The sequence below is a fragment of the Halorubrum sp. Atlit-28R genome (assembly GCF_003665955.1).
In the GTDB taxonomy this organism is placed as follows: domain Archaea; phylum Halobacteriota; class Halobacteria; order Halobacteriales; family Haloferacaceae; genus Halorubrum; species Halorubrum tropicale.
The window spans coordinates 318,609-341,890 of sequence record NZ_QPLS01000001.1; the positions used below are offsets into that span (position 1 = coordinate 318,609).

The 23,282-nt window shown below is 72.1% G+C and carries 25 protein-coding genes and 1 tRNA gene; 13 read left to right on the plus strand and 13 right to left on the minus strand.

Annotated elements, in window-relative coordinates:
* Positions 1-20: 20 nt before the first annotated feature.
* Both DVK06_RS01740 and DVK06_RS01745 read left to right on the plus strand, forming a co-directional pair.
* A complete protein-coding gene (locus DVK06_RS01740) occupies positions 21-923 on the plus strand; it encodes an NOP5/NOP56 family protein (protein WP_121599071.1) in 903 nt (300 codons plus the stop codon).
* Complete coding sequence (locus DVK06_RS01745) at positions 916-1,554, plus strand: fibrillarin-like rRNA/tRNA 2'-O-methyltransferase (protein ID WP_121599072.1); 639 nt, start codon at positions 916-918, stop codon at positions 1,552-1,554. The genes DVK06_RS01740 and DVK06_RS01745 overlap by 8 nt, the downstream gene beginning before the upstream one ends.
* An 18-nt stretch (positions 1,555-1,572) precedes the next feature.
* On the opposite strand, the gene DVK06_RS01750 is transcribed toward DVK06_RS01745, so the two are convergent.
* The 3 genes from DVK06_RS01750 to DVK06_RS01760 all read right to left on the minus strand — a co-directional run bounded on the left by DVK06_RS01750 (position 1,573) and on the right by DVK06_RS01760 (position 2,632).
* The gene (locus tag DVK06_RS01750; RefSeq protein WP_053772312.1) at positions 1,573-1,767 is read right to left on the minus strand and encodes a helix-turn-helix transcriptional regulator; all 195 of its coding nucleotides are present in this window, start codon (positions 1,765-1,767) and stop codon (positions 1,573-1,575) included.
* Complete coding sequence (locus tag DVK06_RS01755; RefSeq protein ID WP_121599073.1) at positions 1,764-2,180, minus strand: DUF2178 domain-containing protein; 417 nt, start codon at positions 2,178-2,180, stop codon at positions 1,764-1,766. The genes DVK06_RS01750 and DVK06_RS01755 overlap by 4 nt, the downstream gene beginning before the upstream one ends.
* Positions 2,181-2,323: 143 nt before the next feature.
* Positions 2,324-2,632 carry a hypothetical protein gene (locus tag DVK06_RS01760; protein WP_053772314.1) on the minus strand — a complete coding sequence of 103 codons (309 nt, stop codon included), beginning with the start codon at positions 2,630-2,632 and terminating at the stop codon, positions 2,324-2,326.
* Positions 2,633-2,755: 123 nt separating this feature from the next.
* On the opposite strand from DVK06_RS01760, the gene nth reads away from it, so the two are divergent.
* From nth to DVK06_RS01780, 3 genes are all read left to right on the plus strand, one after another.
* A complete protein-coding gene (gene nth, locus DVK06_RS01765; protein ID WP_121599074.1) occupies positions 2,756-3,454 on the plus strand; it encodes an endonuclease III in 699 nt (232 codons plus the stop codon).
* Between the two features lie 274 nt (positions 3,455-3,728).
* Positions 3,729-3,813 (plus strand) — tRNA-Leu (locus tag DVK06_RS01770).
* 569 nt (positions 3,814-4,382) lie between these two features.
* Complete coding sequence (locus DVK06_RS01780; protein ID WP_121599076.1) at positions 4,383-4,919, plus strand: PAS domain-containing protein; 537 nt, start codon at positions 4,383-4,385, stop codon at positions 4,917-4,919.
* A gap of 21 nt (positions 4,920-4,940) precedes the next feature.
* On the opposite strand, the gene DVK06_RS01785 is transcribed toward DVK06_RS01780, so the two are convergent.
* The 6 genes from DVK06_RS01785 to purB all read right to left on the minus strand — a co-directional run bounded on the left by DVK06_RS01785 (position 4,941) and on the right by purB (position 10,770).
* Entirely contained in the window at positions 4,941-6,530 is a 1,590-nt protein-coding gene (locus DVK06_RS01785; protein ID WP_121599077.1) for an NAD(P)/FAD-dependent oxidoreductase, read from the minus strand.
* A gap of 85 nt (positions 6,531-6,615) precedes the next feature.
* On the minus strand, positions 6,616-7,293 hold the full coding sequence (locus DVK06_RS01790) for a metal-dependent hydrolase (RefSeq protein WP_121599078.1): 678 nt from the start codon (positions 7,291-7,293) through the stop codon (positions 6,616-6,618).
* The gene (locus DVK06_RS01795) at positions 7,294-7,971 is read right to left on the minus strand and encodes a hypothetical protein (protein WP_121599079.1); all 678 of its coding nucleotides are present in this window, start codon (positions 7,969-7,971) and stop codon (positions 7,294-7,296) included. It lies immediately after the preceding gene.
* A 42-nt stretch (positions 7,972-8,013) separates the two neighbouring features.
* Positions 8,014-8,847, minus strand: coding sequence for a sensor domain-containing protein (locus DVK06_RS01800; protein ID WP_121599080.1), 834 nt, complete (start codon positions 8,845-8,847; stop codon positions 8,014-8,016).
* Between the two features lie 70 nt (positions 8,848-8,917).
* Positions 8,918-9,253, minus strand: a complete 336-nt coding sequence (locus DVK06_RS01805) for a zinc ribbon domain-containing protein (protein WP_121599081.1) — start codon at positions 9,251-9,253, stop codon at positions 8,918-8,920.
* Between the two features lie 44 nt (positions 9,254-9,297).
* Positions 9,298-10,770 carry an adenylosuccinate lyase gene (gene purB / locus DVK06_RS01810; RefSeq protein WP_121599082.1) on the minus strand — a complete coding sequence of 491 codons (1,473 nt, stop codon included), beginning with the start codon at positions 10,768-10,770 and terminating at the stop codon, positions 9,298-9,300.
* A 167-nt stretch (positions 10,771-10,937) separates the two neighbouring features.
* Between purB and purN the strand changes: the two genes are divergently transcribed.
* The gene (purN, locus tag DVK06_RS01815) at positions 10,938-12,542 is read left to right on the plus strand and encodes a phosphoribosylglycinamide formyltransferase (RefSeq protein WP_121599083.1); all 1,605 of its coding nucleotides are present in this window, start codon (positions 10,938-10,940) and stop codon (positions 12,540-12,542) included.
* Positions 12,543-12,564: 22 nt separating this feature from the next.
* Here purN and DVK06_RS01820 read toward each other — a convergent pair whose 3' ends face one another.
* Together DVK06_RS01820 and DVK06_RS01825 are read right to left on the minus strand one after the other, a co-directional pair.
* Positions 12,565-13,572 (minus strand): hypothetical protein, encoded by a 1,008-nt coding sequence (locus tag DVK06_RS01820; RefSeq protein WP_121599084.1) that lies wholly within the window; start codon positions 13,570-13,572, stop codon positions 12,565-12,567.
* 102 nt (positions 13,573-13,674) lie between these two features.
* Entirely contained in the window at positions 13,675-14,559 is an 885-nt protein-coding gene (locus tag DVK06_RS01825; protein ID WP_121599085.1) for a substrate-binding domain-containing protein, read from the minus strand.
* Positions 14,560-14,744: 185 nt separating this feature from the next.
* On the opposite strand from DVK06_RS01825, the gene DVK06_RS01830 reads away from it, so the two are divergent.
* Positions 14,745-16,046 (plus strand): MFS transporter, encoded by a 1,302-nt coding sequence (locus DVK06_RS01830; protein ID WP_121599302.1) that lies wholly within the window; start codon positions 14,745-14,747, stop codon positions 16,044-16,046.
* Positions 16,047-16,073: 27 nt separating this feature from the next.
* Here DVK06_RS01830 and DVK06_RS01835 read toward each other — a convergent pair whose 3' ends face one another.
* The gene (locus DVK06_RS01835; RefSeq protein WP_121599086.1) at positions 16,074-17,132 is read right to left on the minus strand and encodes a M42 family metallopeptidase; all 1,059 of its coding nucleotides are present in this window, start codon (positions 17,130-17,132) and stop codon (positions 16,074-16,076) included.
* 139 nt (positions 17,133-17,271) lie between these two features.
* On the opposite strand from DVK06_RS01835, the gene DVK06_RS01840 reads away from it, so the two are divergent.
* From DVK06_RS01840 to DVK06_RS01865, 6 genes are all read left to right on the plus strand, one after another.
* Complete coding sequence (locus DVK06_RS01840; RefSeq protein ID WP_053772327.1) at positions 17,272-17,529, plus strand: MTH865 family protein; 258 nt, start codon at positions 17,272-17,274, stop codon at positions 17,527-17,529.
* 101 nt (positions 17,530-17,630) lie between these two features.
* On the plus strand, positions 17,631-18,362 hold the full coding sequence (locus DVK06_RS01845) for a J domain-containing protein (protein ID WP_053772328.1): 732 nt from the start codon (positions 17,631-17,633) through the stop codon (positions 18,360-18,362).
* Positions 18,359-19,156 (plus strand): metallophosphoesterase, encoded by a 798-nt coding sequence (locus tag DVK06_RS01850; protein ID WP_121599087.1) that lies wholly within the window; start codon positions 18,359-18,361, stop codon positions 19,154-19,156. The genes DVK06_RS01845 and DVK06_RS01850 overlap by 4 nt, the downstream gene beginning before the upstream one ends.
* A gap of 91 nt (positions 19,157-19,247) precedes the next feature.
* Entirely contained in the window at positions 19,248-20,288 is a 1,041-nt protein-coding gene (locus DVK06_RS01855) for an NAD(P)-dependent alcohol dehydrogenase (RefSeq protein WP_121599088.1), read from the plus strand.
* 170 nt (positions 20,289-20,458) lie between these two features.
* On the plus strand, positions 20,459-21,613 hold the full coding sequence (locus DVK06_RS01860; RefSeq protein ID WP_121599089.1) for a thiamine pyrophosphate-dependent dehydrogenase E1 component subunit alpha: 1,155 nt from the start codon (positions 20,459-20,461) through the stop codon (positions 21,611-21,613).
* Positions 21,614-21,713: 100 nt separating this feature from the next.
* Positions 21,714-21,896 carry a hypothetical protein gene (locus DVK06_RS01865; protein WP_121599090.1) on the plus strand — a complete coding sequence of 61 codons (183 nt, stop codon included), beginning with the start codon at positions 21,714-21,716 and terminating at the stop codon, positions 21,894-21,896.
* 22 nt (positions 21,897-21,918) lie between these two features.
* Here DVK06_RS01865 and DVK06_RS01870 read toward each other — a convergent pair whose 3' ends face one another.
* A complete protein-coding gene (locus tag DVK06_RS01870; protein ID WP_121599091.1) occupies positions 21,919-23,241 on the minus strand; it encodes an NAD(P)/FAD-dependent oxidoreductase in 1,323 nt (440 codons plus the stop codon).
* Positions 23,242-23,282 lie beyond the last annotated feature (41 nt).

Below are 23,282 nucleotides of genomic sequence, written 5' to 3' on the forward strand. Positions count from 1 at the left end.
GGAACGAGTAGCGACGGCCGATGACCGACACCGACGCCGACGCGGGGTGGTTCTCGCGGTCCGACGCGGGCGACGCGGCCGACGCCGCCCGCGACCGGCTCGCGAACGGCGAGGCCGACCGGCCCCGGGACTGGCCGGCCCTCGCCGTCGAGTCGGGGTTCGCCGACTCGACCGACGACTACTACGACCGGCTCCACGAGGCGAGCGTCGCGGCGGCCCGCGAGGCGGTCCGCGAGCGGGAGCGCGCCGACGACGCGCAGCTGATCCACGCGGTCCGGGCGATGGACGACGCGGAGCGCGTGGCCAACGAGCTCGCCGAACGCGCCGTCGAGTGGGCCGGGAGCCTCTTCGACGACGTGGGGTCCGGCGTCGAGGGCGCCCGAGCGATCGCGGCCCGCGAGCCGGAGAGCGAGGTCGAGCGGCGGGCGGTGTCGCTCGCGGCGCGCGCCGCCGACCTGGACGACGAGCGGGCCGAACTCGCGGCGACGATCGGTCGGATCGCGCCCGCGGTCGCGCCGAACCTCACCGAGATGGCCGGGCCGGAGCTCGCCGCGCGGCTGATCGCGCTCGCGGGCGGGCTGGAGTCGCTCGCGAAGAAGCCGTCGGGGACGGTCCAGGTGCTCGGCGCCGAGGACGCGCTGTTCGCGCACCTCTCGGGGCGGGCCCCCTCGCCGAAACACGGGATCATCTACACGCACGAGTTCGTCCGCGGCACGCGCCCGGCGGACCGCGGCTCCGCGGCGCGCGCGCTCGCCGGGAAGCTGTCGCTCGCGGCGCGGGCCGACCACTACGCCGGCGAGCGACGGGCGCAGCTTCACGAGGACCTCCGAGAGCGCATGGCGACGATCCGAGCCCGGGCAGACGAGGGCGCCGAGAGCGACGGCAACGGAGCGGCGAGCGAGGGGGAGGCCGACCATGAGTGAGCCGTCTCTTCCCGACGGCGTCGAGCGCCGCGAGATAGCCGGCGAGAAGCGGCTCGCGACCCGCGGCGAGCCGGTGTACGGCGAGCCGACGGCGGACGGCTGGCGCGCGTGGGAGCCCGAGCGGTCGAAGCTCGGCGGGATGCTGGAGTTGGGACTGGAGACCGGGCTCGCGGGCGGGGAGACGGTCCTCTACCTCGGCGCCGCGAGCGGGACGACCGTCAGCCACGTCGCCGACTTCGCCGGGCCGACGTACGCGGTCGAATTCGCACCGCGGCCGGCGCGGGACCTGCTCGACGCCGCCGAACCGCGCGACCGACTCTTCCCGCTGCTCAAGGACGCCCGGCGGCCCGAGACGTACGCGCACGTGGTCGAGGCCGACGTCGACGCGGTCGTCCAGGACGTTGCCACGCGCGGGCAGGCCGACGTGGCCGTCCGCAACGCGCGGTTCCTCGCCGACGACGGCCGGCTGCTGCTCGCGGTCAAGGCGCGCAGCGAGGACGTGACCGCGGCGCCGGAGGAGGTGTTCGAGGGCGCGCTCGACCGCCTTCGGGACGCGTACGAGGTCCTGGAGACGCGGCGGCTCGACCGGTTCCACGAGGACCACCTCGGCGTGGTGGCGACGCCGAAGTAGCCGCGCCGCGGCAGTCGGTCACTCCGCCGGTTCGAAGATGTCCTCGATCCGACAGCCGAAGTGGTCGGCGAGCTCGAAGGCGAGCTCCAGCGACGGGTCGTAGCGCTCGCGTTCGATGGCGTTGATCGTCTGGCGAGTGACGTCGACGGCGGCGGCTAGGTCGGCCTGGCTCTCGCCGGTCTCCTCGCGCCGCTCGGGGATGTCGTTTCTCATGCGGTCCGCTTGTAGTAGAAGATAGACACGCCGAACACGACGTACACTCCAAAGAGCGTCAGCATCGCGCCGTAGAACTCGCCCGAGAGCGTGACGACGCCGCTCTCGTGTAAGGCGAGTCCGCCCGGCGCGCCGAGGACGAAGAGGTACGCGAAGACGTTCAGCGTGTTCTGGCTGGCTTTGCGCTCGATAGCGTTGTCGCGCTCGTCGTACAGTTCGACCGGGCTGAACCGCTGGACCAGCCCCATACCGAGGCCGCCGGCCCAGTACAGAGCGACGCCGAGGACGAAGCGGTCGACCGCGATGCCGATCCACAGGGCGAGAATACCGGCGCCGAGCAGTCCGTAGGCGATGCGCTTGTACCGTTTTCTGGTGGAGGGCCGAGTCGTCGCGGAGGCGGTGTGTTCGCTCATGGTGGGAGTAAAGCGAGCGAGAACCGCATGTAAAACTCGCTTTACAGTAAAAGACACTTTACGTTTGCTAATAAAACTGTCGCCGGTGAAGGTTCTGATAGGAAACGCGTCGAGGGGGTTCTAAACCGCAATTCACCGCCGTTTCACCACGACGGAGGCGAGAAGCCGGCGTCTTCGAGGATGGGCTTCCAGCGCTTCTGGACCGAGAGCCGGGAGACGTCCATCGCGTCGGCGACCGCCGACTGCGAGCGCTCCTCGCCGCGGATCAGTCCGGCGGCGTAGAGGCTGGCGGCGGCCGCGACGCGCTTCCCGCGGTCGTCGTCGGGGGCGCGCGAGAGGAACAGGTCGACCGCGGTCGAGCGCGTCTCGTCGTCGAGGTCGAGCGAGGCGCACGCCTCGTCGAGCAGTTCGATCCACGCCTCGTTGTCGACTCGGTCGCTCGCCCGGTACACGCGGCGAGGTAGTCGAGGGAGGGATATAAACGTCCGCGTCGGCGCCCCGGAGTCGCCCGCGGTCGCCGCCGTTGAGTTCCCCGCGGTCGCCGGTCTCAAGTCGCACGCGCACGTAGCGCGCGTATGTCGACGCAGACGTGGGACGAGACGCGGGTCCGCGCGCTTCACGACGACCTCGTCGAGCTGTACGACCCGGTCGACCGAGTCGCCGAACACGGCGCGGACCCGACCGCGGAGCCGGGCGAGGGCGTCCGGCAACTGGTGACGACGATCCTCTCGCAGAACGTCGCCGACGAGAACACGCGACGGGCCGCCGAGGCGCTGTTCGAGCGGTACGACGACTTCGCGGCGATCGAGGCCGCCGACCACGAGGAGCTGCGCGAGACGATCCGAGTGGCCGGGCTGCCGGACCAGAAGGCCGCGCGCATCCAGCGTGCGCTGACCGCGATCCGCGAGGAGACCGGCGGCGCGTACTCGCTCGCGTTCCTCGACGCGATGGCGACCGACGACGCGAAGGCGTGGCTGACGGAGATCAAAGGCGTCGGGCCGAAGACCGCCAGCGTCGTGTTGAACTTCCACTTCGGGAAGCCGACGATGGCGGTCGACACCCACGTCGAGCGCGTCTCGAAGCGGTTCGGGCTCGTCTCGGAGTCGGCCTCGAACGAGCGCGCCCACGAGGAACTGGACGCGCAGGTGCCCGACGAGCTGATCTACCCGCTTCACGTGTTGTTGATTCGGCACGGTCGCGAGCACTGTTCGGCTCGGGGCGCGGACTGCGACAACCCGGTGTGTGAAGTCTACTGCGACTGCAAGTACTGCTGATACGTCGAGTAGGGAGCGATTCGTGACCGGTTCGAAGTGAATTCTGCTGGTCGCTCGGCGGCGACCGCTTCCCGAAGCCCCGCACAGCGGCCTCACGCCTCCCCAGCCTCGTTGCTGGCTCCGGCGGCGCCAGCGACTCCCTCGCGCGTGCTCCTCGCGGCCTCCGCTTCGCTCCGGCCGCTCGCGGGCACGCGCCACCGCACGATATTGACGAATCGTATCGCCGCTGTCGGTTCGTCAGGTTCTTGACTCGGTTCCGCGTACGATGGTTTGCGCGCGGGTTGCCGAGCCAGGCCAAAGGCGTAGCGCTTAGGACGCTATCCCGTAGGGGTCCGCCGGTTCAAATCCGGTCCCGCGCACTGAGCGAAGGAGCGTAGCGACTGAGCGAAGGAGCGGGAGCGGATTTGTAACCCAGAAGACGAGCGAAGCGAATCCTCGCGGTTCGAATCCGGTCCCGCGCATACTACCTCGAACGAACGTGAGAGGTAGTATGCGCACAGGTTCGGACTCTTTCGCTGTCTGAATCCGTGTCAGTAAGGTCGGTACGTCTACTTGACCGCGGCGCTCGAAGCGCGCTATCGCGAGTAGCTCGCCGCTCGGAGACTATTCCGGCCACGTCCTCCGACCGCACCTCCTGTTGCACATAGTACTCGCCGTCGACCGTACAGGACCCGCCGCCGTCGGCGAAGCAGACCTCGCCGCGCTCGTCGTGACCGAGCGACGCGGGCGCGGCGACGAGTGCGGCGCTGGCGTGACGCATCGTTACTGGACCTCGGAACCGGAGACACATAACCGTCGTTTCAGCCGGCGACCAGATGAGCGGTCGGACGGGCTCGCCTCGCCGCGGCGCGCCCCGACGTGGATTCCGCGTGCGGGCCGCTCGTCGCCGAAACGACACCGCCTTGTCGATCGGTCGCGAACCGGATCCGTGACGCTCCGACGCGACGTGCTCGCGGCGGTCGACGCCGACCGCGGCTCGTTCCGGCCCGCGCTCGCGGCGCTTCTCGACGAGTACGACCTCGCGCTCGGGAGGGCCCCGACGCCGGTCGATCACCCCGACGACCGGACGGAGCGCGAGGCGCGCTTCGTCGACCGACTCGGGGCGCTCGACGACGCGCCGATCGGACTCACGCTCACCGGTCCGGCGTACCGTGACACCCCGATCGTCTACGTCAACCGCTGGTTCCGCGAGCGGACCGGGTACCCGCTCGACGCGCTCCGCGGCCGGAACCCACGACTGTTTCAGGGCCCCGACGCCGACGAGGGCGCCCGCGCGGACTTCCGCGAGGCGCTGTCGACGTGGTCGGCGGTCACCGTCGAGCTCCGCAACCGCCGCCGGGACGGCGCCCCGTTCGCGAACCGGGTCACGCTGCGGCCGCTGTTCGGCGACGCGGGAACCGTCACGCACTGGGTCGCCGCGCAGGAGCCGCGGCCGATCGAGGGGTCGGACGCGGGCGTCGAGTGAGCGAGCGCTCGTCCTCGCCGCTCACCGCAGCGTCGACGTGGGGACGACCGACGGGAACGCGCCGCTCCCGGTCGCGTCCTCGACGACCGCCTCGGCGACGTGTTCGCCGCTGAGGAGGCACATCGGCATCCCGATGCCGGGGTTCGTGTACGCGCCGACGTAGTAGAGGCCGTCGACGCCGGGCGCGCGGTGCGCCGGCCGGAGCGGGCCGGTCTGGCCGAGCGTGTGCGACAGCGCCAGCGCGGTGCCGCGGGGCGCGTTGAACCGCCGCCGGAAGTCGGAGACGCAGGCCGTCTCCTCGAAGACGATCCGGTCGCGGAAGTCGACGCCGGCGTGCTCGGCGAGGTCGTCGAACACCAGGTCGCGGAACCGCTCGCGCGTCTCCGGGCCGTCCTCCAGCCCGGCGGCCAGCGGCACGAGCAGGAAGACGGCCTCGTGGCCCTCGGGCGCCGCCTCCGGGTCCGTCTTCGAGGGGACGTGGACGTAGTACGCGGGGTCGTCCGGCCACCCCGGCTCGTCGAAGATGGCGTCGAAGTGCGGCCGCCAGTCGGTCGGGAACACGAGCGTGTGGTGGTCTAAGTCCACCTCGCCCTCGACGCCGATGTACGAGAGGTACGCCGAGGGCGCGTACGTCCGCGACTCCCAGTACGACTCGCGGTCGACGGTCCCGGCGGGGAGGAGCTCGCGCTCGACGTGGGGCGGGGCGGCGTTCGCCACGACGCGGTCGAAGCGGGCCGAGCGGGGCGACGCGCCCGATTCGCGGGGCGCCGACTCCACGGTGAACTTCGGGACCGACGCCGGGACCGACGGCTCGATCGCGGTCACCGGCTCGCTCGTCCGGATCGAGACGCCGAGCTCCCCGGCGAGGTCGGCCATCGCGTCCACGACGCTCGCGATCCCCCCGACCGGGTGGTAGACGCCGAGGTTCATGTCGACGTGGCTCATCAGCGTGTAGATCGCCGGCGTGTTGTACGGCGAGCCGCCGAGGAAGACGAGCTTGTACTCCGCGATTTGGCGGAGCTTCTCGCTGTCGAAGTAGTCGCCGACGTAGTCGTCCATCCCCCGGAGCTTCGGGAGCGCGCGGCCGGACCGGAGCACGTCGGCGTCGACCATGTCGCGGAGCCGCGAGCGGCTCGGGTAGACGAACCGGTCCATGCCCAGCTCGTACGCCTCCGCCGCGTCCGCGAGGTAGTCGTCCAGGACCTCCCCCGCGCCCGACTCGTAGGACTCGAACAGCGCCTTCTGCCCCTCGCGGTCGGCGGGCATCGACGCGCGGTCGCCGTCCTTCCAGATCACCTCGTACAGCGGATCGAGTTCGATCAGTTCGTAGTAGTCGCCGGTCGAGCGCCCGAAGTGCTCGAAGAAGCGGTCGAACACCTCCGGCATGAGGTACCACGAGGGCCCGGTGTCGATCCGGAACCCGTCGCGCTCGATCCGTCCGGCGTACCCGCCGGGGTGGTCGTTCCGCTCGAAGAGCGTCACGTCCGCACCCGCGTCGGCGAGGTGGCTGGCCGCAGCGAGGCCGCCGAAGCCGGCGCCGACGACCGCGATGGACTCGCCGGCGAGCGGCTCGCCCGCGTCCGACCGCCCCGCGTCCGGTTGGGGTGACATTACGTCGTGATAGGCGGCCGACCACGTTTACCCTGCGGTCATACCATGTTAGGGGCGTCGCCGTCGGTCGGATTTCGCGCGTCCGTCAGGGGTCGTCGCCGACGCCGTCGCCCTGGAGGCGCCGAGCGCCGAGCGCGAACAGACCCAGCCCGATCAGGTAGAGCCGCCACCCGCTGTTCGCGACCGGGAACCGGCGGTCGACCGGCTCCGCGACGTCGAGGTCGGGGTCGCGCGGCTGGACCGGGTTGTCGACGTGGACCGACTCGCTGGTGCCGCCCGCGCCCGCGTCGACGGTCCGGCTCCCCGTCTCCGGGTCGATCCGCACGTCGACGAACGTCTGGACGACCCCGTCGGCCGTCGAGTAGAGGATCTGGCCGTCCAGCTGGAAGAAGCGGTCGCGGAGCGGCCAGAGGGCGTTGACCCCGTCGAGGTGGGTCCAGTCGATCGCGACGTGCGCGAAGACGTGGACGAAGAGGGCGACCCACGCGACGGCGACCCACCGCGGCGAGAGCCGCTCGCGAACCAGCGACCGCTCTCGGACGCGCGTGTCGTAGTACAGCGCCAGTGCGCCGACACTGGGGAGGACGAAGTTGTGCCCGACGGTGCGGTGCGCGCCCTCCATGACGACGCCGAGGAAGCTGTCCGCCTCCGGGAGGACGAGGACGACCAGCAGGACCGCGAGCGCCCGCCGGTCGTAGTACGCGCCGAGCAGCCCGGCCGCGAGCAGCAGCGCGAGCCCGGCGTGGACGACCGTCGAGGGCATTCAGCGGGGCACCTCCGGGGCGTCCGTCGCCTCGCCGCCACGCCGGAAGCGGACCGCGAGCGTCGCGGCCGCCGCGGCGGCGACGACCAACTGCCACCCGCCGTCGACGAACCGGAACTCGCGGTCCGCGGCCGGGTCGAGGCCGGGGCGCCCGTCGGGGTTGACCCACGAGGCGACCGGGTCCGCGACCGCGCCGCCGGCGGTCCGGAGCGGCAGGACGCCGGACCCGTCGCCGCCGAGCGCGAGGAACGTCTGGACGACCCCCTCCTGCGTCGAGAACACGAGCCGCCCGCGGACGACGTATCGCGCGTCCTCCAGCGGGTACAGGAGCGCCGCCCCCTCGCCGGCGAACAGCGCGGACCCGATGCCGGCGACGACGAGCGACGCGAGCGCGACCCACGCGACCCGCACGCCGCGGCGACCGAACCGGTCGCGGAGCGCCGACGCCGGGCGCAGCGACGCGTCCCAGTAGACCGCCGCGCCGACGAGCAGCGGCGCCCAGACGGCGTGGAGGAGGGCGTTCGTCGCGCCCGGGACGACGAGGCTCGCGGCCGCGTCGAGGGAGGGGACGAGCGCGGCCGCGACGACGACCGCGACCGTCCGCCGGTCGAACGCGCCGCCCAGCAGCGCGGCCGCGAGCAGCGCCCCGACGGCCGCGCTCACGAGCGTCGGAGCCATACCCGTCCTGACGCTCGGAGGCGAATAAGCGCTCCGGGCGGGTCAGCCGCGGTCGTCCGGGTCCGGGTCGGGGTCGGCCGGGTCGGCGTCGAACTGGAAGCCGTCGGCGTCCGGCTCGCCGTCGCTGTCGGCGCCGCGGTCGTCGCTCCCGTCGGGGTCGTCAGCCACCTCGCGGTCGCCGTCGCGCTCGACCGTGACCCGGTCGCCGTCGTCCCCGCCGTCCGACTCGTCGCTCTCCCCGAGCAGCGCGACGGCCATCAGCCGGGCGCCGCCCGCGATCAGGTTCGTCAGGTGGAGGCCGACGAGCAGGCCGACGACCCCGACGCCCGTCGCGAGGGCGGCCTCCGGGGCCGTGTCGATCGCCCACACCGCCGGCTCGCCGTTCACCTCGCCGAACTGCGGCGCGTAGGGGTATCGAACCGGGGCGCCGACGAGCGCGAGCGACCGCGCGAGGACGGCGAGCGGCGCGAGCGCCAGCACCGTGACCCAGAACTTCAGCGAGACGAACCCGAGCCCCCGCCAGGTCGACGGCGCCGACAGGTACGCCCCGACGGTCGCGACCGCACCGGCGGAGCCGTCGGTCGCCGGGGCCTGGAGGTCGTCCGGCGCGACCAGGTCGGTGCCGAGCAGGCTGTTCGCCAGCCACCGTTCGAGCCCGGCGGCGATCCGCGAGGCGACGACGGCCCCGATCAGGACGCCGACCCCGACGAGGACGACAGAGAAGACGAGCCCGAACGCGAGCGCGAACGTGACGAACCCCGAGTAGACGACCCAAAGCGGGACCGCGATCAGCAGGTACAGCAGGCGGCGATACGTGCGGCCGTCGGCGACGACGCCGACGACCGGGAGGGCTGCCAGCGGTCGGAGGGAGACCATATCCCGACTGGTTCGCCGCCCGACAAAAATCGATCGCTCGACGGCGGTCGGCCCGCCGCGGGGAGCCGACTCAGCCGAGGAAGAAGTCGATCGCGTTGCCGGACGACTGGCCCTTGTACAGCTCGGAGTAGCCGCACTCCGCGCAGGAGACGACCACGAACCGTCGGTTCTGGACGTCGAACATCTTGGTGAGTCCCGTGCCGCTGGTGGCTATCTCGTCCGTCTCGGTCTCGGTGCCGCCGCACTTCGGGCAGCCGTCCTCGCCGCCGCCGAGTGACTGCGGCCGGTCGTCGGTCGCCGCCTCGCCGCGGCCGGCGGGCGACCCGCCGTCATCGCGCTCGCTCTCGTCCGTCGATTCGTCGCCGCCGAAGACGGAGTACTCCGTGTTGTCGGTTTCGGAGGGCATCGGTCCCTCCTGCTCGGCCGAGGAGTAAACGTCTTGTGCCGTCGCTAAGCGGACCCGTCGTCATCGTCCTCTCCGTCGCCGAGTTCGTCCGCGAGCGCGTCGGCGACGCCCGTGTAGCCGGCCGGCGTGAGCGCGTTCAGCTCCGCGCGGACCGACTCGTCGACGTCGAGGTCGTCGAACAGCTCGCGGAAGTCGTCGAGCGTCACCGACCGGCCGCGCGAGAGCGCCTTCACGCGCTCGTAGGCCTCGGTGTCGCCCTCGCGGCGGAGGATCGTCTGGACCGCCTCGCCGATCACTTCGGGGGTCGCGTCCAGCTCCTCGCGCATGACAGCCTCGTTCGGGACGACCTTCCCGAGCCCGTCGGCCGCCTTCGAGTAGCCGATCAGGCAGTGCGCGAGCGCGGCGCCGACGTTGCGCTTGACGGTGGAGTCGGAGAGGTCGCGCTGGAGCCGGGAGGCGGTCACGTAGTCGGCGAGGAAGGTGAGGTCCGAGTTCGCCTTCGAGAGGTTCCCCTCGCTGTTCTCGAAGTCGATCGGGTTCACCTTGTGCGGCATCGTCGACGAGCCCGTCTCGCCCTCGACGGCCTCCTGGCCGAGGTAGCGGTCGGAGACGTACAGCCAGGCGTCGAGGTCTAAATCGAGGAGGACGTTGTTGACGCCACGGAGCGCGTCGAACAGCGCCGCGAGGTCGTCGCAGGGGTTCACCTGCGTCGCGAGCGCGGTGTGCTCCAAGTCGAGCCCGCGCACGAACGACGCGGAGAACGCCCGCCAGTCGACGTCGGGGTAGGCGGCGTCGTGGGCCGCGAAGGTGCCCGAGGCGCCGGCGAGCTTCCCCGAGAGGTCGCCGTTCGCGACGACGACCCGCCCGAGCGCGCGGCCCAGCCGCGCCGCGTACACGGCCATCTCCTTGCCGAAGGTGGTCGGCGTCGCGGGCTGGCCGTGGGTGCGCGCCAGCATCGGGGTGTCGCGGTGCTCGCGGGCCAGTTCGGCGAGGGCGTCGCGCACCTCGCGGACGGCGGGGACGATCACCTCGCTCACCGCGTCCTCGACGAGGAGCCGGTGCGCGAGGTTGTTCACGTCCTCGCTGGTGAGCCCGAAGTGGATCCACGGGTACAGCGGCTCGGCGTCGTCGAGGGGCGCGTCGGGGGCCTCCGCGACCTCGGCCAGCCGGACGCGGAGGAAGTACTCGACCGCCTTCACGTCGTGGTTGGTCGCGTCGTACCCCTCGGCGCCCTCGGTCTCTAGGGCCTTGATCAGGCGCGCGTCCTCCGCCGAAAACCCCTCGTACAGCTCCCGGAGCGCCGCCTCGGTCGCCTCGTCGAAGCCGATCGGCGTCGCCGAGAGCGCGCCCAGCGCGACCAGGTACTCGACCTCGACGCGGGTCCGGGCGCGCATCAGCGCGGCCTCGCTCGCGTACGGAGACAGCGGCGCCGTTCGGCCGGCGTAGCGGCCGTCGAGCGGTGAGACGGCCGCGAGCGGGTCCGACCGTGACAGCCCCGAGATGGCATCGTCGGTCATGCCCGCGACTGCCCCCGGAGCCAGCAAAAGCGTGTCGATAGGGTGTCGCACGGACGTGGATCCGAATCCGCCTCGAACCGCCCCAAAACCACTCTCCGATCCCCGATCGTGTACACACACGCGGCGCGGACCGCAATCGATATACCCGATCGGTCGGACGTTCGCGTATGAAGATCGCGGGACTCGCGAGCAACCGGGGACGGAACCTCAGACACATCGCCGACGCCGCGCCCGGCGGGGCGGAGCTGTCGGTCGTCCTGACGAACCGCGAGCAGGCGCCCGTGTTGGGCGCCGCGACCGAGCGCCGGATCCCGACCGAGGTCGTCGAGCGCGAGGAGGGGGAGTCGCGCGCATCACACGAGCGCCGGATCGTCGAGCGGCTCTCGGACTACGACGTGGACCTCGTCTGCCTGGACGGCTACATGCGCGTGCTCACCGACGAGTTCCTCGACGCCCTCCCGACGACGCTGAACGTCCACCCGTCGCTGCTCCCGTCGTTCCCCGGGACGGACGCCCACGAGCAGGTCCTCGACGCCGGCGTCCGGACGACCGGCTGTACGGTCCACGTCGTCACCGAGGAGGTCGACGCCGGCCCCGTCGTCACTCAGGAGCCGATCCCGGTGTACGAGGACGACGACGCCGACTCGCTGAAGGCGCGCGTCCTCCGCGAGGCCGAGTTCACGGCGTACCCGCGGGCGGTCCGCTGGTTCGCCGAGGACCGCGTGACCGTCGAGCGGGACGCCGACGGCGAGCCGGTCGGCGTCGCGGTCGACGGCGACGTGGGCGGCGACTTCCCGGAGCGGCGGTTCGTCTCCGAGGAGCGGTCCGCGTCGCTGCGCTACGGCGAGAACCCGCACCAGGACGCCGCCCTCTACGTCGACGACGGCTGCGAGGAGGCGAGCGTCGTCAAGGCCGACCAGCTGAACCCCGGCGCGAAGGGGATGGGGTACAACAACTACAACGACGCCGACGCCGCGCTCGACCTCGTCAAGGAGTTCGACGAGCCGGCGGCCGCGGTGATCAAGCACACGAACCCCGCGGGCTGTGCGGTCGGCTCGGACCTCGCCGACGCCTACGACCGCGCGCTGCGCACCGACGCGAAGTCGGCCTTCGGCGGCATCGTCGCGCTGAACCGCGAGTGCGACGCCGACACCGCCACCGCGGTCGCCGACTCGTTCAAGGAGGTCGTCGTCGCGCCCGGCTACACCGACAGCGCGCTCGACGTGCTCCGCGACAAAGGGAACCTGCGCGTGCTCGACGTGGGGCCGCTCGGCGACGGCGACGACCGCTTCTCGGAGCGGTTCACGGAGAAACCGATCGTCGGCGGCCGGCTCGTCCAGGAGCGGGACCGGCAGTCCCCGACGGCCGCGGACCTTGAGGTCGTCACCGAGCGCGAGCCGACCGACGAGCAGGTCGAGACGATGCTGTTCGCGTGGAAGACGCTGAAACACGTGAAGTCGAACGGCATCCTCTTCGCGACCGGCACCGAGACGGTCGGCGTCGGCATGGGGCAGGTCTCCCGTGTCGACGCCGTGACGCTCGCGGCGATGAAGGCCGAGAAGGACGCCGAGGGCAAGTCCGCCGAGGGGGCCGTGATGGCCTCGGACGCCTTCTTCCCGTTCCCGGACGCTATCGAGGAGGCGGCCGACGCGGGCGTCGAGGCCGTCATCCAGCCCGGCGGCTCGGTCAACGACGAGGACGTGATCGCCGCAGCCGACGAGCGCGACATGGCGATGGCGTTCACCGGGTCGCGCTGCTTCCGGCACGACTAGGCTTCGCCGACGCTGCGCCGTCTCAACTCTGTGGACCGCCGTCGGGGTACCAAACGGCCTGCCCCGGCGTGTGGTGATGCCAGTGGTCGTCCTCGCGGAGGAGCCGCGCGTCGCGCCACCCGAACCGAGCGTTGGCGACGTACGAGAACGGGTCGGGCGTCCCGGTCGGAGTCAAAAGCGAGCGCTGGCAGGCGGTGAAGCCGCGGCGCGTGCGGTCGCTGGTGGACTCGAACCTGTGGTCGACCGCGTCGTCGCTCCCGTCCTCCTCGCGTCGAACCGTCAGCCCGTCGGTCTCGCCCGTCGGCGGCGCGGTCGAGTGGAGCGGGTCGTCGAACGACGCGACCAGCCGAATTCGGTCGGCGTCGTAGCGGTCACCACTGCTGTCGACGCCCCCGCGGTCCTGAATTGTTCCCCGCATCGAGAGTACCACCCGCGTGCGGTCCGGCCCGGGGGCGATCCGAAGGGCGTCCCGGCGGGTGAAGCGTCCCGCCTCGTTGCGGCCGTGGACGTACGCGGTGCCGAGCGCCCGCCCCCGGTCGTCGAACCCGTTCGGGTACCCCGGAAGCTCCGGATCTACCTCGCAGGCTGCGTGGGGCGGGTTCAAGATGCGGTCGAGCGCGTCCGGGAGACCGCCCGGCACGCCGACGCCCTCGAAGACATGCGTGGCGAGGACCTCACCGTACGGGACTACGGCAGCGACGCGCGTCGTCGGCTCCCAACTCTCGCCGGCGAGGCCGTACGCTCGTCCGTCTTCCGCGCAGAGCGCCGCCAGCGTCGCCTGCGCGTCGCGGCCGACGACCGCGACCGGCGTGGCCCCTCGCAACGCGGCAAGCGCCTCGTCTCGGTCCGGGTCCGTCGCCGGAAACAGGGCGAGCCGGCCGCCCGTCGGGTCCCCGACGGTGAGTGGCTCCGCGCCGTCGGGCAGCGACACGCCGTCGGCGACGTAGAGCGGGTCGAGGTCGGCGAGTCGGACCGGCGGGGGCGCCGACGAGCGCGTCGTCGAGACGGGCGTTACAACCGGCGACGCCACCGGCGAGTCCGGTCGCGACCGTCGCGAGGAGGGAGCGACGCGAGCGGGGAGACATGCGCGCTCGTGTACTCCGCCGTGGCACCTCAATCCTCTGGCTCCACGCTACTCCGACCAGTCGCTCGGCACGTACTGGTCGAACTCGGGGTCGGCCGAGCGGGCGAGCGGGCGGAACGCCCGCTCGCCGTCGACCCGGAACTCCGCGATCCGCGACTGTCCGGGGCCGGTGAGGTAGCCGACGTAGGACATGGCGAGCGCGTACGCCGCGTCGTGTCGCGCGGGGTTGACCGGGATGACGGCGTACTCGTTCCGGAGGAGCGGCGGCGGGTCGTCGATGCCGCGGTCGACGTGCCGCGCCAGGGCGCCGTCGCCGCCCACGGCGAGGAAGGTGCCGCGGTCGACGAGCGTGTACGCGCCCGACTGCCGGGCGGCGATCAGCGTGTCGCCCATCCCCTGACCGGTTTCGAGGTACCACTCGCCGCCGGGGTCGACGCCCGCCTCGTCCCAGATCCGTCGCTCGCGGATGTGGGTCCCCGAGCGGTCGCCGCGCGAGAGGAACGTCGCTCCCGCGTCGGCGACGGCCTCGAACGCCGCCACCGGATCGCCTCCCGCGGCGCCCGCGGGGTCGTCGGGCGGCCCGACGACCAGGAAGTCGTTGACCATCACCCGCCGTCGGTTGATCCCGTGTCCCCCCCGGAGGAACTCGTCTTCCAGCGGGCGAGCGTGGACGAGCACGGCGTCGCAGTCGCCGTCCCGGGCGGTCCGCAGCGATGCGCCCGTCCCGCGCACGACCGACTCCACCCGCGCCCCGAACCGGTCGGCGTACCCCCGGTTCAGGACGGGGAGCAGCCCGCTGTCGTACGCCGTCGTGGCGGCCGCGAGCGTCACCGTGCCGCGGTCGGCGGGGCGCTCCTCGGCCCGGGTCGTACAGCCGGCCAGCGAGGCGGCACCGCCGAGGCCGAGCGCCCGCAGGTACTGTCGACGGCGCATGCGTAATGTAGTCAGAATCGTACACACTTCGGTAAGAAGTAATCGGTCGTTGTTTCTATTCGGGAACGCGGTTCGCCCAGATGCGGTCGACCTCCGTCGTCCCGTCGAACCGACAACCCCACGCGGACCGCCGGATCGACGGCGCTTTTTTCTCGGGATCCCCTTGGCTCGGATCGGAGACGACCGTGGCGAAGTTCGGCAACTCGGTACGGCTGCTCGGGGACCGCGAGTTCGCGGCGCTCGCCGGGACCGCGTTCGCGCGCAGTCAGGCGTACTCGACGATCCTCATCGCCCTCGCGCTGTACGCCGACCTCTTCGGGACCACCGGGTTCATCGAGGGGCTGTTCGGGACCGCGTTCGCGATCGTTCAGCTGGTCATCGTCCTCCCGCTGGGGCGGAAGGTCGACACCGGGAACGCGAAGCGGTGGCTGCTCGGGGGCTTCCTGATCAACGTCGCCGTCTTCGTCGGCTTCGCGCTGGTCGACAGCTCCGTCCACATCGTCCTCGTGCGGATGGTCCAGGGCCTCGGCGCGAGCGTCCTCTGGATCACGGGCGCGACGGTGATCGGCGAGATCAGCCCGGACGACGAGCAGGGGCGGTGGCTGGGCTCGTACAACCAGTTCGCCTCCTTCTCGTCGCTCGCGGGCGACCTCGTCGGCGGCTACCTCCTGTACGCCTACGGGTTCTCCGAGACGTACCTCGTCTTGACGCTCGTCACGCTCGCGGCGTTCGCCCTGGTGTTCGCGTTCCTGCGCGACAACCCCGGCGGGCAGAAGGACCCCGAGGACGCGGGGGGGATCGAGACGTTCCGGTCGCTGCTCGGGCTCCCGATGCTGCGCGCGCTCGTCTTCTTCCGGTTCACGTTCAGCGTCGGGAAGATGGCGGTGATCATCTTCCTCCCCATCTACGCGCGGACGACGTTCGGCATCTCGGCGTTCGCCATCGGCTGGATCATGGCGGGCGGGAAGCTGACGAAGGCGCTCACGCAGGGGTTCGTCGGCGACCTCACCGACCGCTACGAGCGCACGTACCTGTTCGTCGCCGTCGGCGCGCTCCTGTACGGCGTCGGCACCGCGACCATCCCGCTCGCGGCGTACTTCGAGGGGACCCTCTCGCCCGTCACCGTCTCGTACCTCGGCGACTCGCAGACGCTCGGCGGGGCCTTCTTCGCGCTGTTCGGCGCCTACTCGCTCCTCGGGATCGCCGACTCGATACGCCTCCCGGCCAGCATGTCGCTGTTCGTCAGCGAGGGCGAGGCGTACGACTCCGTCGCCAGCGCGATGAGCCTCCGGTCCGTCTCGTGGAAGGTCGGCCAGGTCGTCGGGCCGGTGCTGGTCGGCGTCACGATGGACGGGACGAGCACGGAAGCCGGGTTCCTCCTCGCGGCCGGGTTCATCGCGTTCGCGACGGTCGGCTTCGCGTGGCAGGCGCGGGGCGCCCACCGCGCGGCCAGCGACCCGGGCCCGGCCGTCCCGAGCGACGACTGACCCGCGCCGGCGCGGCGCACGACGCGCTTACAGCGTGTAGTCGTGTTCGCCGGTCTCGGTCTCTAAGAAAGCCGTCAGCAGGTCTATCGTCGCCTCGACGTCGCCGCCGTCCGCGGTCTCGGTGACGGTGTGGAGGTACCGCGTCGGGATCGAGAGGGCCCCGACGGGCTTCGCGCCCGCCGTGTTCTGGAACCCCGCGGTGTCGGTGCCGCCCGCGGGCAGCACCTCGTGCTGGTGGTCGATCCCCTCGCCTTCGGCCACCTCGGTGAGCCGGGCGTGGACCTTCGGGCTGGTGATCACCGAGGAGTCCTTCAGCTTCACCGCCGTCCCCTCGCCGAGTTCCGTGACGGCGTCAGCGGGGTCGCCGACCTGCGGCACGTCGTTGGCGACGGTCACGTCCAGGGCGACCGCGAGGTCCGGGTCGATGTCGACGCCGAGCGCCCGCGCCCCCCGGAGGCCGACCTCCTCCTGGACCGTCGCCGCGAAGTGGATCGTCACGTCGGGGTCCTCGATGCGCCGGGCGGCCTCCAGCATCGCGAACACACAGATCCGGTCGTCGAGCGCCTTCCCCGTGACCCGGTCGCCCATCCGCGTCGTGGTCTGGTCGAGGGTGACGAGGTCGCCGACGCTCACCGCTTCCTCCACCGCCTCGGCCTCGCGCCCGAGGTCGATGAACACGTCCTTCACTTCGTCGTCCTTCTCCTTCTGCTCCTCCGTGAGCGTGTGCGGCGGGACCGAGCCGATGACGCCCGTCAGGTCCTCGTCGCCGTGGACGGTGACGCGCTGGGCGCGCAGGACGCGGGCGTCGAACCCGCCGAGCGGGTCCACCTGGACGAACCCCTCGTCGGTGACGTGGCGGACCATGAACCCGATCTCGTCCATGTGGGCGGCGACGGCGACCGAGTAGTCCGAGTCGCCCTCGACCGTGCCGACGACGTTGCCCATCGCGTCCGTCCGGACGCGGTCGACGCTCTCGGCGAACTCGCGGCGGACGACCTCGCGGACGTCGTCCTCGTAGCCGGGGACGCCGCGGGCCTCGGTCAGCTCTCGGAGCAGGTCGAAGTCGAAGTCGAACTCGCGTGGCATGTCGGCACGTGGCCGCGCCAGCGACAAAGGTCCGCAGGATCCGGCACGACCGTCGCCCTTCGGGGGCGAGTATTCAACCGTAAATATGTTTATCGTTGTTCCGCAACCCTTTTGCGGGCGCTCGCGGGATTGGACGTGTATGAGCGACGTGAAAGCGGAACTCCGCGAACAGTTCTTAGAGGCCTTCGGCGGCGCCGACTTCCCCGTCCAGAACCAGATGGACCTCGTCCCGGCGCTGCCGGACGGCCCGGCGACGAAGTTCGAGGCCGGCGACGTGAGCTTCACCGCGATGGAGATGGCCGCGAAGCTCGGCAGCGAACAGGAGTTCCCCTACGACACCGCCGAGGAGCTCGTCGACGACATCCTCGACGGGCTCGAGTCGAAGGGGATGATCTGAGTCGGCCGGTCCCGCGAAACGCCTCTTCTCGCCGCACCGCTCCCGTCCCGTAGCCCCCGCTCCGGCGGGAGGTTGATTACCGCGGAGCCGCTACGACGGGTGTGTTCGCCGATCTCACGACGCTGGTGCCGCGGTGGGTCCTCTGGGGGGTCGGCCTCGGGGCCGTCGCCACCGCGCTCGTCGCGCTCGCGTTCTACCTCGGGGACCGGTTCGTGCCGGCCCCGGCCGCGGCGACGGGTCGCCGCGGCGCCGCGGGCGACGAGCGCCGCCGCCGCGAGATCCGGACGTACCTGGAGGCGGCGGGCGAGCGCTTCGCCGAGGATCACGCGATCGACGAGGTGACGGTCCCCTTCTACCTGCCCGAGCGCGGCGTCGCCATCACCTTCGACGCGCACGACTACTTCCGGCTGGAGGGCGAGGGCGTCTACACAGTCCTCTGCGAGCACGAGATGCCGGGCCGCGGGCTCGGTCGCCGGCTCCCGTTCGACGTCGACGAGCCCGACTGGGCGACCGGCGAGTCCGCCGGGTCGAGCGCGGGGCACGCCGGGCGCTTCGGCGGCGACCGGTTCGGTCCCGCGACCGGGACCGCCGGCCGGCCCGACCCCGTCGGCGACGCCTTCGACGAGCTGGGCCTCGACCGCGACGCCGACCTCGACGCGGTGAAGGGCGCCTACCGCGAGCGCGTCAAGGAGACCCATCCCGACCAGGGCGGCGACGAGGAGTCGTTCCGCCGCGTCCGCGAGGCGTACGCGACCGCCCGCAACCACGCCGACGGCGGGCCGGCGGACCGCGGCGGCGCGCGCCGCGAGCCCTCGGCCGGGTACGGCCGGTGACCGACCGCCGCCCCGACGCCGCGGGCCCGACCGCGTTCGCCGACGCCGCGTTCGCGGAGCGAGCGGTCTACCTCCGCGCCCACGACGCGCTCGTCCTCGCCGACCTCCACGTCGGCCGCGGCGAGGCCTCGGCCGTCTCGCTCCCGCTGGGCGAGCGAGCGGACCTCGCCGACCGCCTCGACGCGCTCCTCGACCGGTTCGACCCCGAGACGGTCGTCGTCGCGGGCGACGCGGTCCACACCTTCGACCGGGTGACCGACAGGGCCCGCGGGACCCTGAACGCGCTCCGCGACCGCTGCGAGGCGAGCGGTGCGACCTTCGAACTCGTCGCCGGCAACCACGACGTCGCGCTCGCCGACGCCTGGGACGGGCCGGTCAGCGAGGAGTCGGTCCTGAACGGCGACGACTCCGACAGCGGGGCCGCCGGGGCGCCGCGGACCGTCGTCCGGCACGGCCACGAGGCGCCCGCGGCCGGGCGCGCGTCGGCGCCCGCCGACCGCTACGTGATCGGCCACGTCCACCCGACGATCGAGATCGAGGGCGACCGGCGCCCCTGTTTCCTCAGCGGCGCCGGGACCTACCGCGGCGCCGACCTCCTCGTGTTGCCCGCGTTCACGCGCCTGGCGGCGGGCGTCCCGGTCAACGACGCGGTCCGGACCGGGCTCGACTCCCCGCTCGTCACCGACGCGGCCGCGCTCGCGCCGGTCGTGTACGACCCCGACGCCGGCGCCGCCGACGGCGCAGAGAGCGCGCTTCGGTTCCCGCCGCTGGGCGAGTTCGACCGGTTGTTGTGACCGCCCTGCCGGGTGGGTCGACGCGCGGCACCGCCGCGCCCGCGAGGTCTGCGACGAACGTTTATGTGAATTCCGCGTGAGTTTCTCACGCATGGAAGCCGCGAGACTCCACGAGTACACGGACGACATGAGCGAGGGACTGACGATCGACGAGGTCGACTGCCCGACTGCGAGCGGTCCGGACGACGTGATCGTCGAGGTCGAGGGGGCGGGGTGGTGTCAGACTGACAACCACATCATCGAGGGGATGTGGGCCGAGTACGTCCCGCAGGAGCTGCCCATGACCCTCGGACACGAGAACGCCGGCACCGTGGTCGAGACGGGGGACAACGTCGACCTCGTCTCGCCGGGCGACCCGGTGATCTGCCACCCGGTCCAGACCTGCGGCACGTGTCGGCCCTGCCGGCTCGGCGAGACGATGTACTGCGAGAACGACGCGTTCAACGGGCTCACGACCGACGGCGGCTTCGCCGAGTACCTCCACACCAGCGAGCGCTCGGTGATCCCGCTGCCGTCGGGCGTCGAACCGATCGACATCGCCCCGCACGCCGACGCGGGGATCACCGCGTACCACGCCGCGAAGAAGGCCGTCGCGGCCCTCAATCCCGGCGACCACGCCGTCGTCATCGGCGTCGGCGGGCTCGGCCACATCGGCCTCCAGTGCCTCGACGCGATGAGCGCGGCCCGGATCACCGCGGTCGACCTCAAGGAGTCGGCGCTGAACCTCGCGGACAGCTACGGCGCCGACCACCTGATCAACCCGAGCGAGGAGGACGTGGCGGCCGAAATCGAGGGAATTACCGACGGCACCGGCGCGGCGCAGGTGCTCGACTTCGTCGGCGAGGACGTGACGACCGCCTACGCCCCCGAGATCACCGCCGCCGGCGGCGACCACCACATCATCGGGTACGGCGGCCACGTCCACGAGCCGGCGCAGGCGCTGGTGAACGGCGAGTTCTCCTTCGTCGGCAACATCGTCGGCCGGTACGCCGAGCTCCAGGAGCTCGTCGCGCTCGTCGAGCAGGGCGACGTCGACCTCCACACCAGCCGGTACGACCTCGGCGAGATCAACGCGGTCGCCGAGAAGCTCGAACACCGGGAGATCGACGGGCGCGCCGTCATCACGCCCTGAGCCGGTCGGCGGTCCCACGCCGCTCATCGTCGCCCTCGTGTTCGCGCTGCCGACGCTCGCGGGAACGCTGATCGGTCCGCCGGTGATCTTCGTCCGTCGGCGGCACGCGGGCGGGTAATGCGCCGCCGCGACCGCTAACTCCTTGTGACCACGGGCCACACCGATCGCGCATGGACGAGAACGGCGCCGGCGCGTCGGACGGGGGCGACGCGACCGACCCCCTCGCAGGCGAGGACCTCTACCGCGTGCTCGGGCCGGACGGGAGTCCACTCCCCGACGCGTCGGTCCCGGACCTGTCGGACGAGCGGTTCCGCGAGATCTACCGCGACCTGGTGGTCACGCGCCGCTTCGACGAGCGCGCGGTGAGCCTCCAGCGTCAGGGCCGCATCGGGACGTACGCGCCCTGCGCGGGCCAGGAGGGATCGGCGGTCGGCTCGACGCACGCGCTCGCGGCCGACGACCTGATCAGCTACCAGTACCGCGAGCACGGCGCGGTCGTCGTCCGCGACCTCCTCGCCGAGTACCTCCCCTACTGGATGGGCCACGAGTCCGGGACGGAAGCGATCGCGGCGGGCAACGTCTTCCCGCTGAACATCGGCATCGCGGCGCACCTCCCGCACGCGGTCGGCGCCGCGTGGGCGTTCGACCACCGCGGCGAGGACCGCGTCGTCGCCTGCCACTTCGGCGACGGCGCGACCAGCGAGGGCGACTTCCACGAGGCGCTGAACTTCGCGGGCGTGTTCGACACGCCGACGCTGTTCTGCTGTCACAACAACGGCTGGGCCATCTCGATCCCCGAGTCGCGACAGACCGCGAGCGACACGTTCGCGGCGAAGGCGACCGCCTACGGCTTCGACGGCGTCCGCGTCGACGGGATGGACCCGCTCGCGAGCTACGCGGTCACGCGGGAGGCCGTCGAGCGCGCGCGAGGCGAGACGGACGGCGCCGGCGGGGACGAGCCGCGCCCCGTCCTCATCGAATTCGTCGAGTACCGCTTCGGCGCGCACACGACCGCCGACGACCCGGGCGCATACCGCGACCCCGACGACGTGGACCCGTGGCGCGCGCTCGACCCGCTCGACCGCACGGAGGCGTTCCTGCGCGAGACCGGGCGGATCGGCGACGAGGGGGTCGCGGCGATACGCGACGAGGCCGACGAGGTCGTCGCCGACGCCATCGACTTCGCGGAGTCGATCGAGGCCGACCCGCGCGACATGTTCGACCACGCGTCCGCCGAGCTCCCGCCCGAGGTCCGCCGCCAGCGCGACGGGCTGCTCGCCGCCGTCGAGGAGCACGGCGAGGGGGCGTTCTCGCGCGAGGAGTGACGCCGGCGGCGACCCGGTCGCTTCGACGAGGGGCGCGCGGTCGGTCGGCTGGGTCCCGCGATCGCCACCGCTATCGGGCCCTCGCCCCCTGCGAGTCGGCATGGACGACTCGACCCTCCGGCGCCGCCTGAACGCCGTCCTCCTCCTGTTGGCGGCGAACGCGCTGCTGCTGTTCGGGATCGGACTCCGGAACAACACCCGGTGGACGATCGGCGTGGCCGTGCTCGCGGCGATCGTCGGCCTCGGGCGTCGCGCGGGCGACGACGCCGGCGACGGCTCGTAACCTCTCGACGGGGTTCGCCGGCCTACAGGTACTCGGTCGCCGCGCTCGCCGCCTTCCGACCGCTTTCGAGCGCGCCCTGGATCGACGACCACTCTGTGTAGTCGCCGGCGAGCGTCACCGGCCCCTCGGGGTCGTCGACGCTGGGGAGGTCGGCGTGGACGCCCGGCGGCTGCGCGAACTGCGCGAACCGGATCCGGTGGACGTCGAGCGTCTCTACCCCCTCGAACTCGCGGTCCGGGAACCACGCCTCCAGCGCGTCGCGGACGTCCGCGCGGAGGGCCCGGTCGTCGCGCTCCAAGGACTCCTCGCCGAGGAACGTCGCGGCGACCAGCGCGCGGTCGCCCGGGGCGTACTCGGGCGCGACCTCCGACATCGGGACCACGGCGTTCGGCGACTCGCCCGCGGCGTTGAGCAGGATCCGTTTCCCCGTCTCGAACGACTCGCCCGCGGGGAGCGCGTACCAGCCGGTCGTGTTCGGCACACCTTCGGTCGGGACCGACTCGACGTCGGTGAGCCGCCGCGCCTCGGGCGGCGAGGTCGCGACGACGACCGCGTCCGTCTCGCGGGTCGATCCGTCCGCGAGCTCGACGGTGGCGCCCTCGGCGTCGGCCGCACCGCTCCGGAACGGGATCCGGCCCTGTCCGGCGGTCCGGACCGCCTCCACGTCCTCGCCGGTCCGGATCTCGACGCCCGCCTCGCGGGCGCGGTCGGCGAGCGCGGCGGGGAGCGCGGCCATCCCCTCTGCGGGGACGCCGATCGACCCGCGGCCCATCGCGCGGAACGTGTACTCGAAGACGTGCTTCGAGGTCGACAGCGCGCGGTCGAGGGTGATCCCGCCGTAGAACGGCTCGACGAAGTTCTCGACGTAGTCGTCGGCGAACCCCCAGTCCCGGAGGTACTCGCGGATCGGCGCGTCCGGGCCGGCGAAGAACTCGGCCTCGTCGCGGTTCGCGAGGTCGTACCGGAGCGCGAGCGTCCGGAGCTTGTCGGAGAACGAGACCTCGTCGTTCAACAGGGAGGGGACCGCGGACCGCGGGTCGCGGAGCGGGTCGCCGAGGACCGAGCGCGAGCCGGGCCGACAGATCGTCGCGCCGGGCGCGAAGGTGCGTAAGTCGAGGGCGTCGAGCCCGTCCGCGCCGAGTTCGCGGTCGACGCCGGGATAGCTGGAGAAGAGCACCTGAAAGCCGCGGTCGAGCGTGAACCCGTCGACCGTCTCGGTTCGGACTCGGCCGCCGACCCCGGGCCGTCGCTCGTACAGCGTCACGTCCGCGCCCGCCTCGGCGAGCCGCCTCGCCGCGACCAGCCCCGCCAATCCGCCGCCGACGACCGTGGCGTCTCCGTTCATGCTTCGAGTATCGGGTCGCGGGTTTATAAGCGGCGGCGGGA

Coding starts and splice junctions, on each gene's coding strand:
- DVK06_RS01740 (WP_121599071.1), top strand. CDS start 21: ATGACCGACACCGACGCCGACGCGGGGTGGTTCTCGCGGTCCGACGCG.
- DVK06_RS01745 (WP_121599072.1), top strand. CDS start 916: ATGAGTGAGCCGTCTCTTCCCGACGGCGTCGAGCGCCGCGAGATAGCC.
- DVK06_RS01750 (WP_053772312.1), bottom strand. CDS start 1,767: ATGAGAAACGACATCCCCGAGCGGCGCGAGGAGACCGGCGAGAGCCAG.
- DVK06_RS01755 (WP_121599073.1), bottom strand. CDS start 2,180: ATGAGCGAACACACCGCCTCCGCGACGACTCGGCCCTCCACCAGAAAA.
- nth (WP_121599074.1), top strand. CDS start 2,756: ATGTCGACGCAGACGTGGGACGAGACGCGGGTCCGCGCGCTTCACGAC.
- DVK06_RS01785 (WP_121599077.1), bottom strand. CDS start 6,530: ATGTCACCCCAACCGGACGCGGGGCGGTCGGACGCGGGCGAGCCGCTC.
- DVK06_RS01790 (WP_121599078.1), bottom strand. CDS start 7,293: ATGCCCTCGACGGTCGTCCACGCCGGGCTCGCGCTGCTGCTCGCGGCC.
- DVK06_RS01795 (WP_121599079.1), bottom strand. CDS start 7,971: ATGGCTCCGACGCTCGTGAGCGCGGCCGTCGGGGCGCTGCTCGCGGCC.
- DVK06_RS01800 (WP_121599080.1), bottom strand. CDS start 8,847: ATGGTCTCCCTCCGACCGCTGGCAGCCCTCCCGGTCGTCGGCGTCGTC.
- DVK06_RS01805 (WP_121599081.1), bottom strand. CDS start 9,253: ATGCCCTCCGAAACCGACAACACGGAGTACTCCGTCTTCGGCGGCGAC.
- purB (WP_121599082.1), bottom strand. CDS start 10,770: ATGACCGACGATGCCATCTCGGGGCTGTCACGGTCGGACCCGCTCGCG.
- purN (WP_121599083.1), top strand. CDS start 10,938: ATGAAGATCGCGGGACTCGCGAGCAACCGGGGACGGAACCTCAGACAC.
- DVK06_RS01825 (WP_121599085.1), bottom strand. CDS start 14,559: ATGCGCCGTCGACAGTACCTGCGGGCGCTCGGCCTCGGCGGTGCCGCC.
- DVK06_RS01835 (WP_121599086.1), bottom strand. CDS start 17,132: ATGCCACGCGAGTTCGACTTCGACTTCGACCTGCTCCGAGAGCTGACC.
- DVK06_RS01840 (WP_053772327.1), top strand. CDS start 17,272: ATGAGCGACGTGAAAGCGGAACTCCGCGAACAGTTCTTAGAGGCCTTC.
- DVK06_RS01855 (WP_121599088.1), top strand. CDS start 19,248: ATGGAAGCCGCGAGACTCCACGAGTACACGGACGACATGAGCGAGGGA.
- DVK06_RS01860 (WP_121599089.1), top strand. CDS start 20,459: ATGGACGAGAACGGCGCCGGCGCGTCGGACGGGGGCGACGCGACCGAC.
- DVK06_RS01865 (WP_121599090.1), top strand. CDS start 21,714: ATGGACGACTCGACCCTCCGGCGCCGCCTGAACGCCGTCCTCCTCCTG.
- DVK06_RS01870 (WP_121599091.1), bottom strand. CDS start 23,241: ATGAACGGAGACGCCACGGTCGTCGGCGGCGGATTGGCGGGGCTGGTC.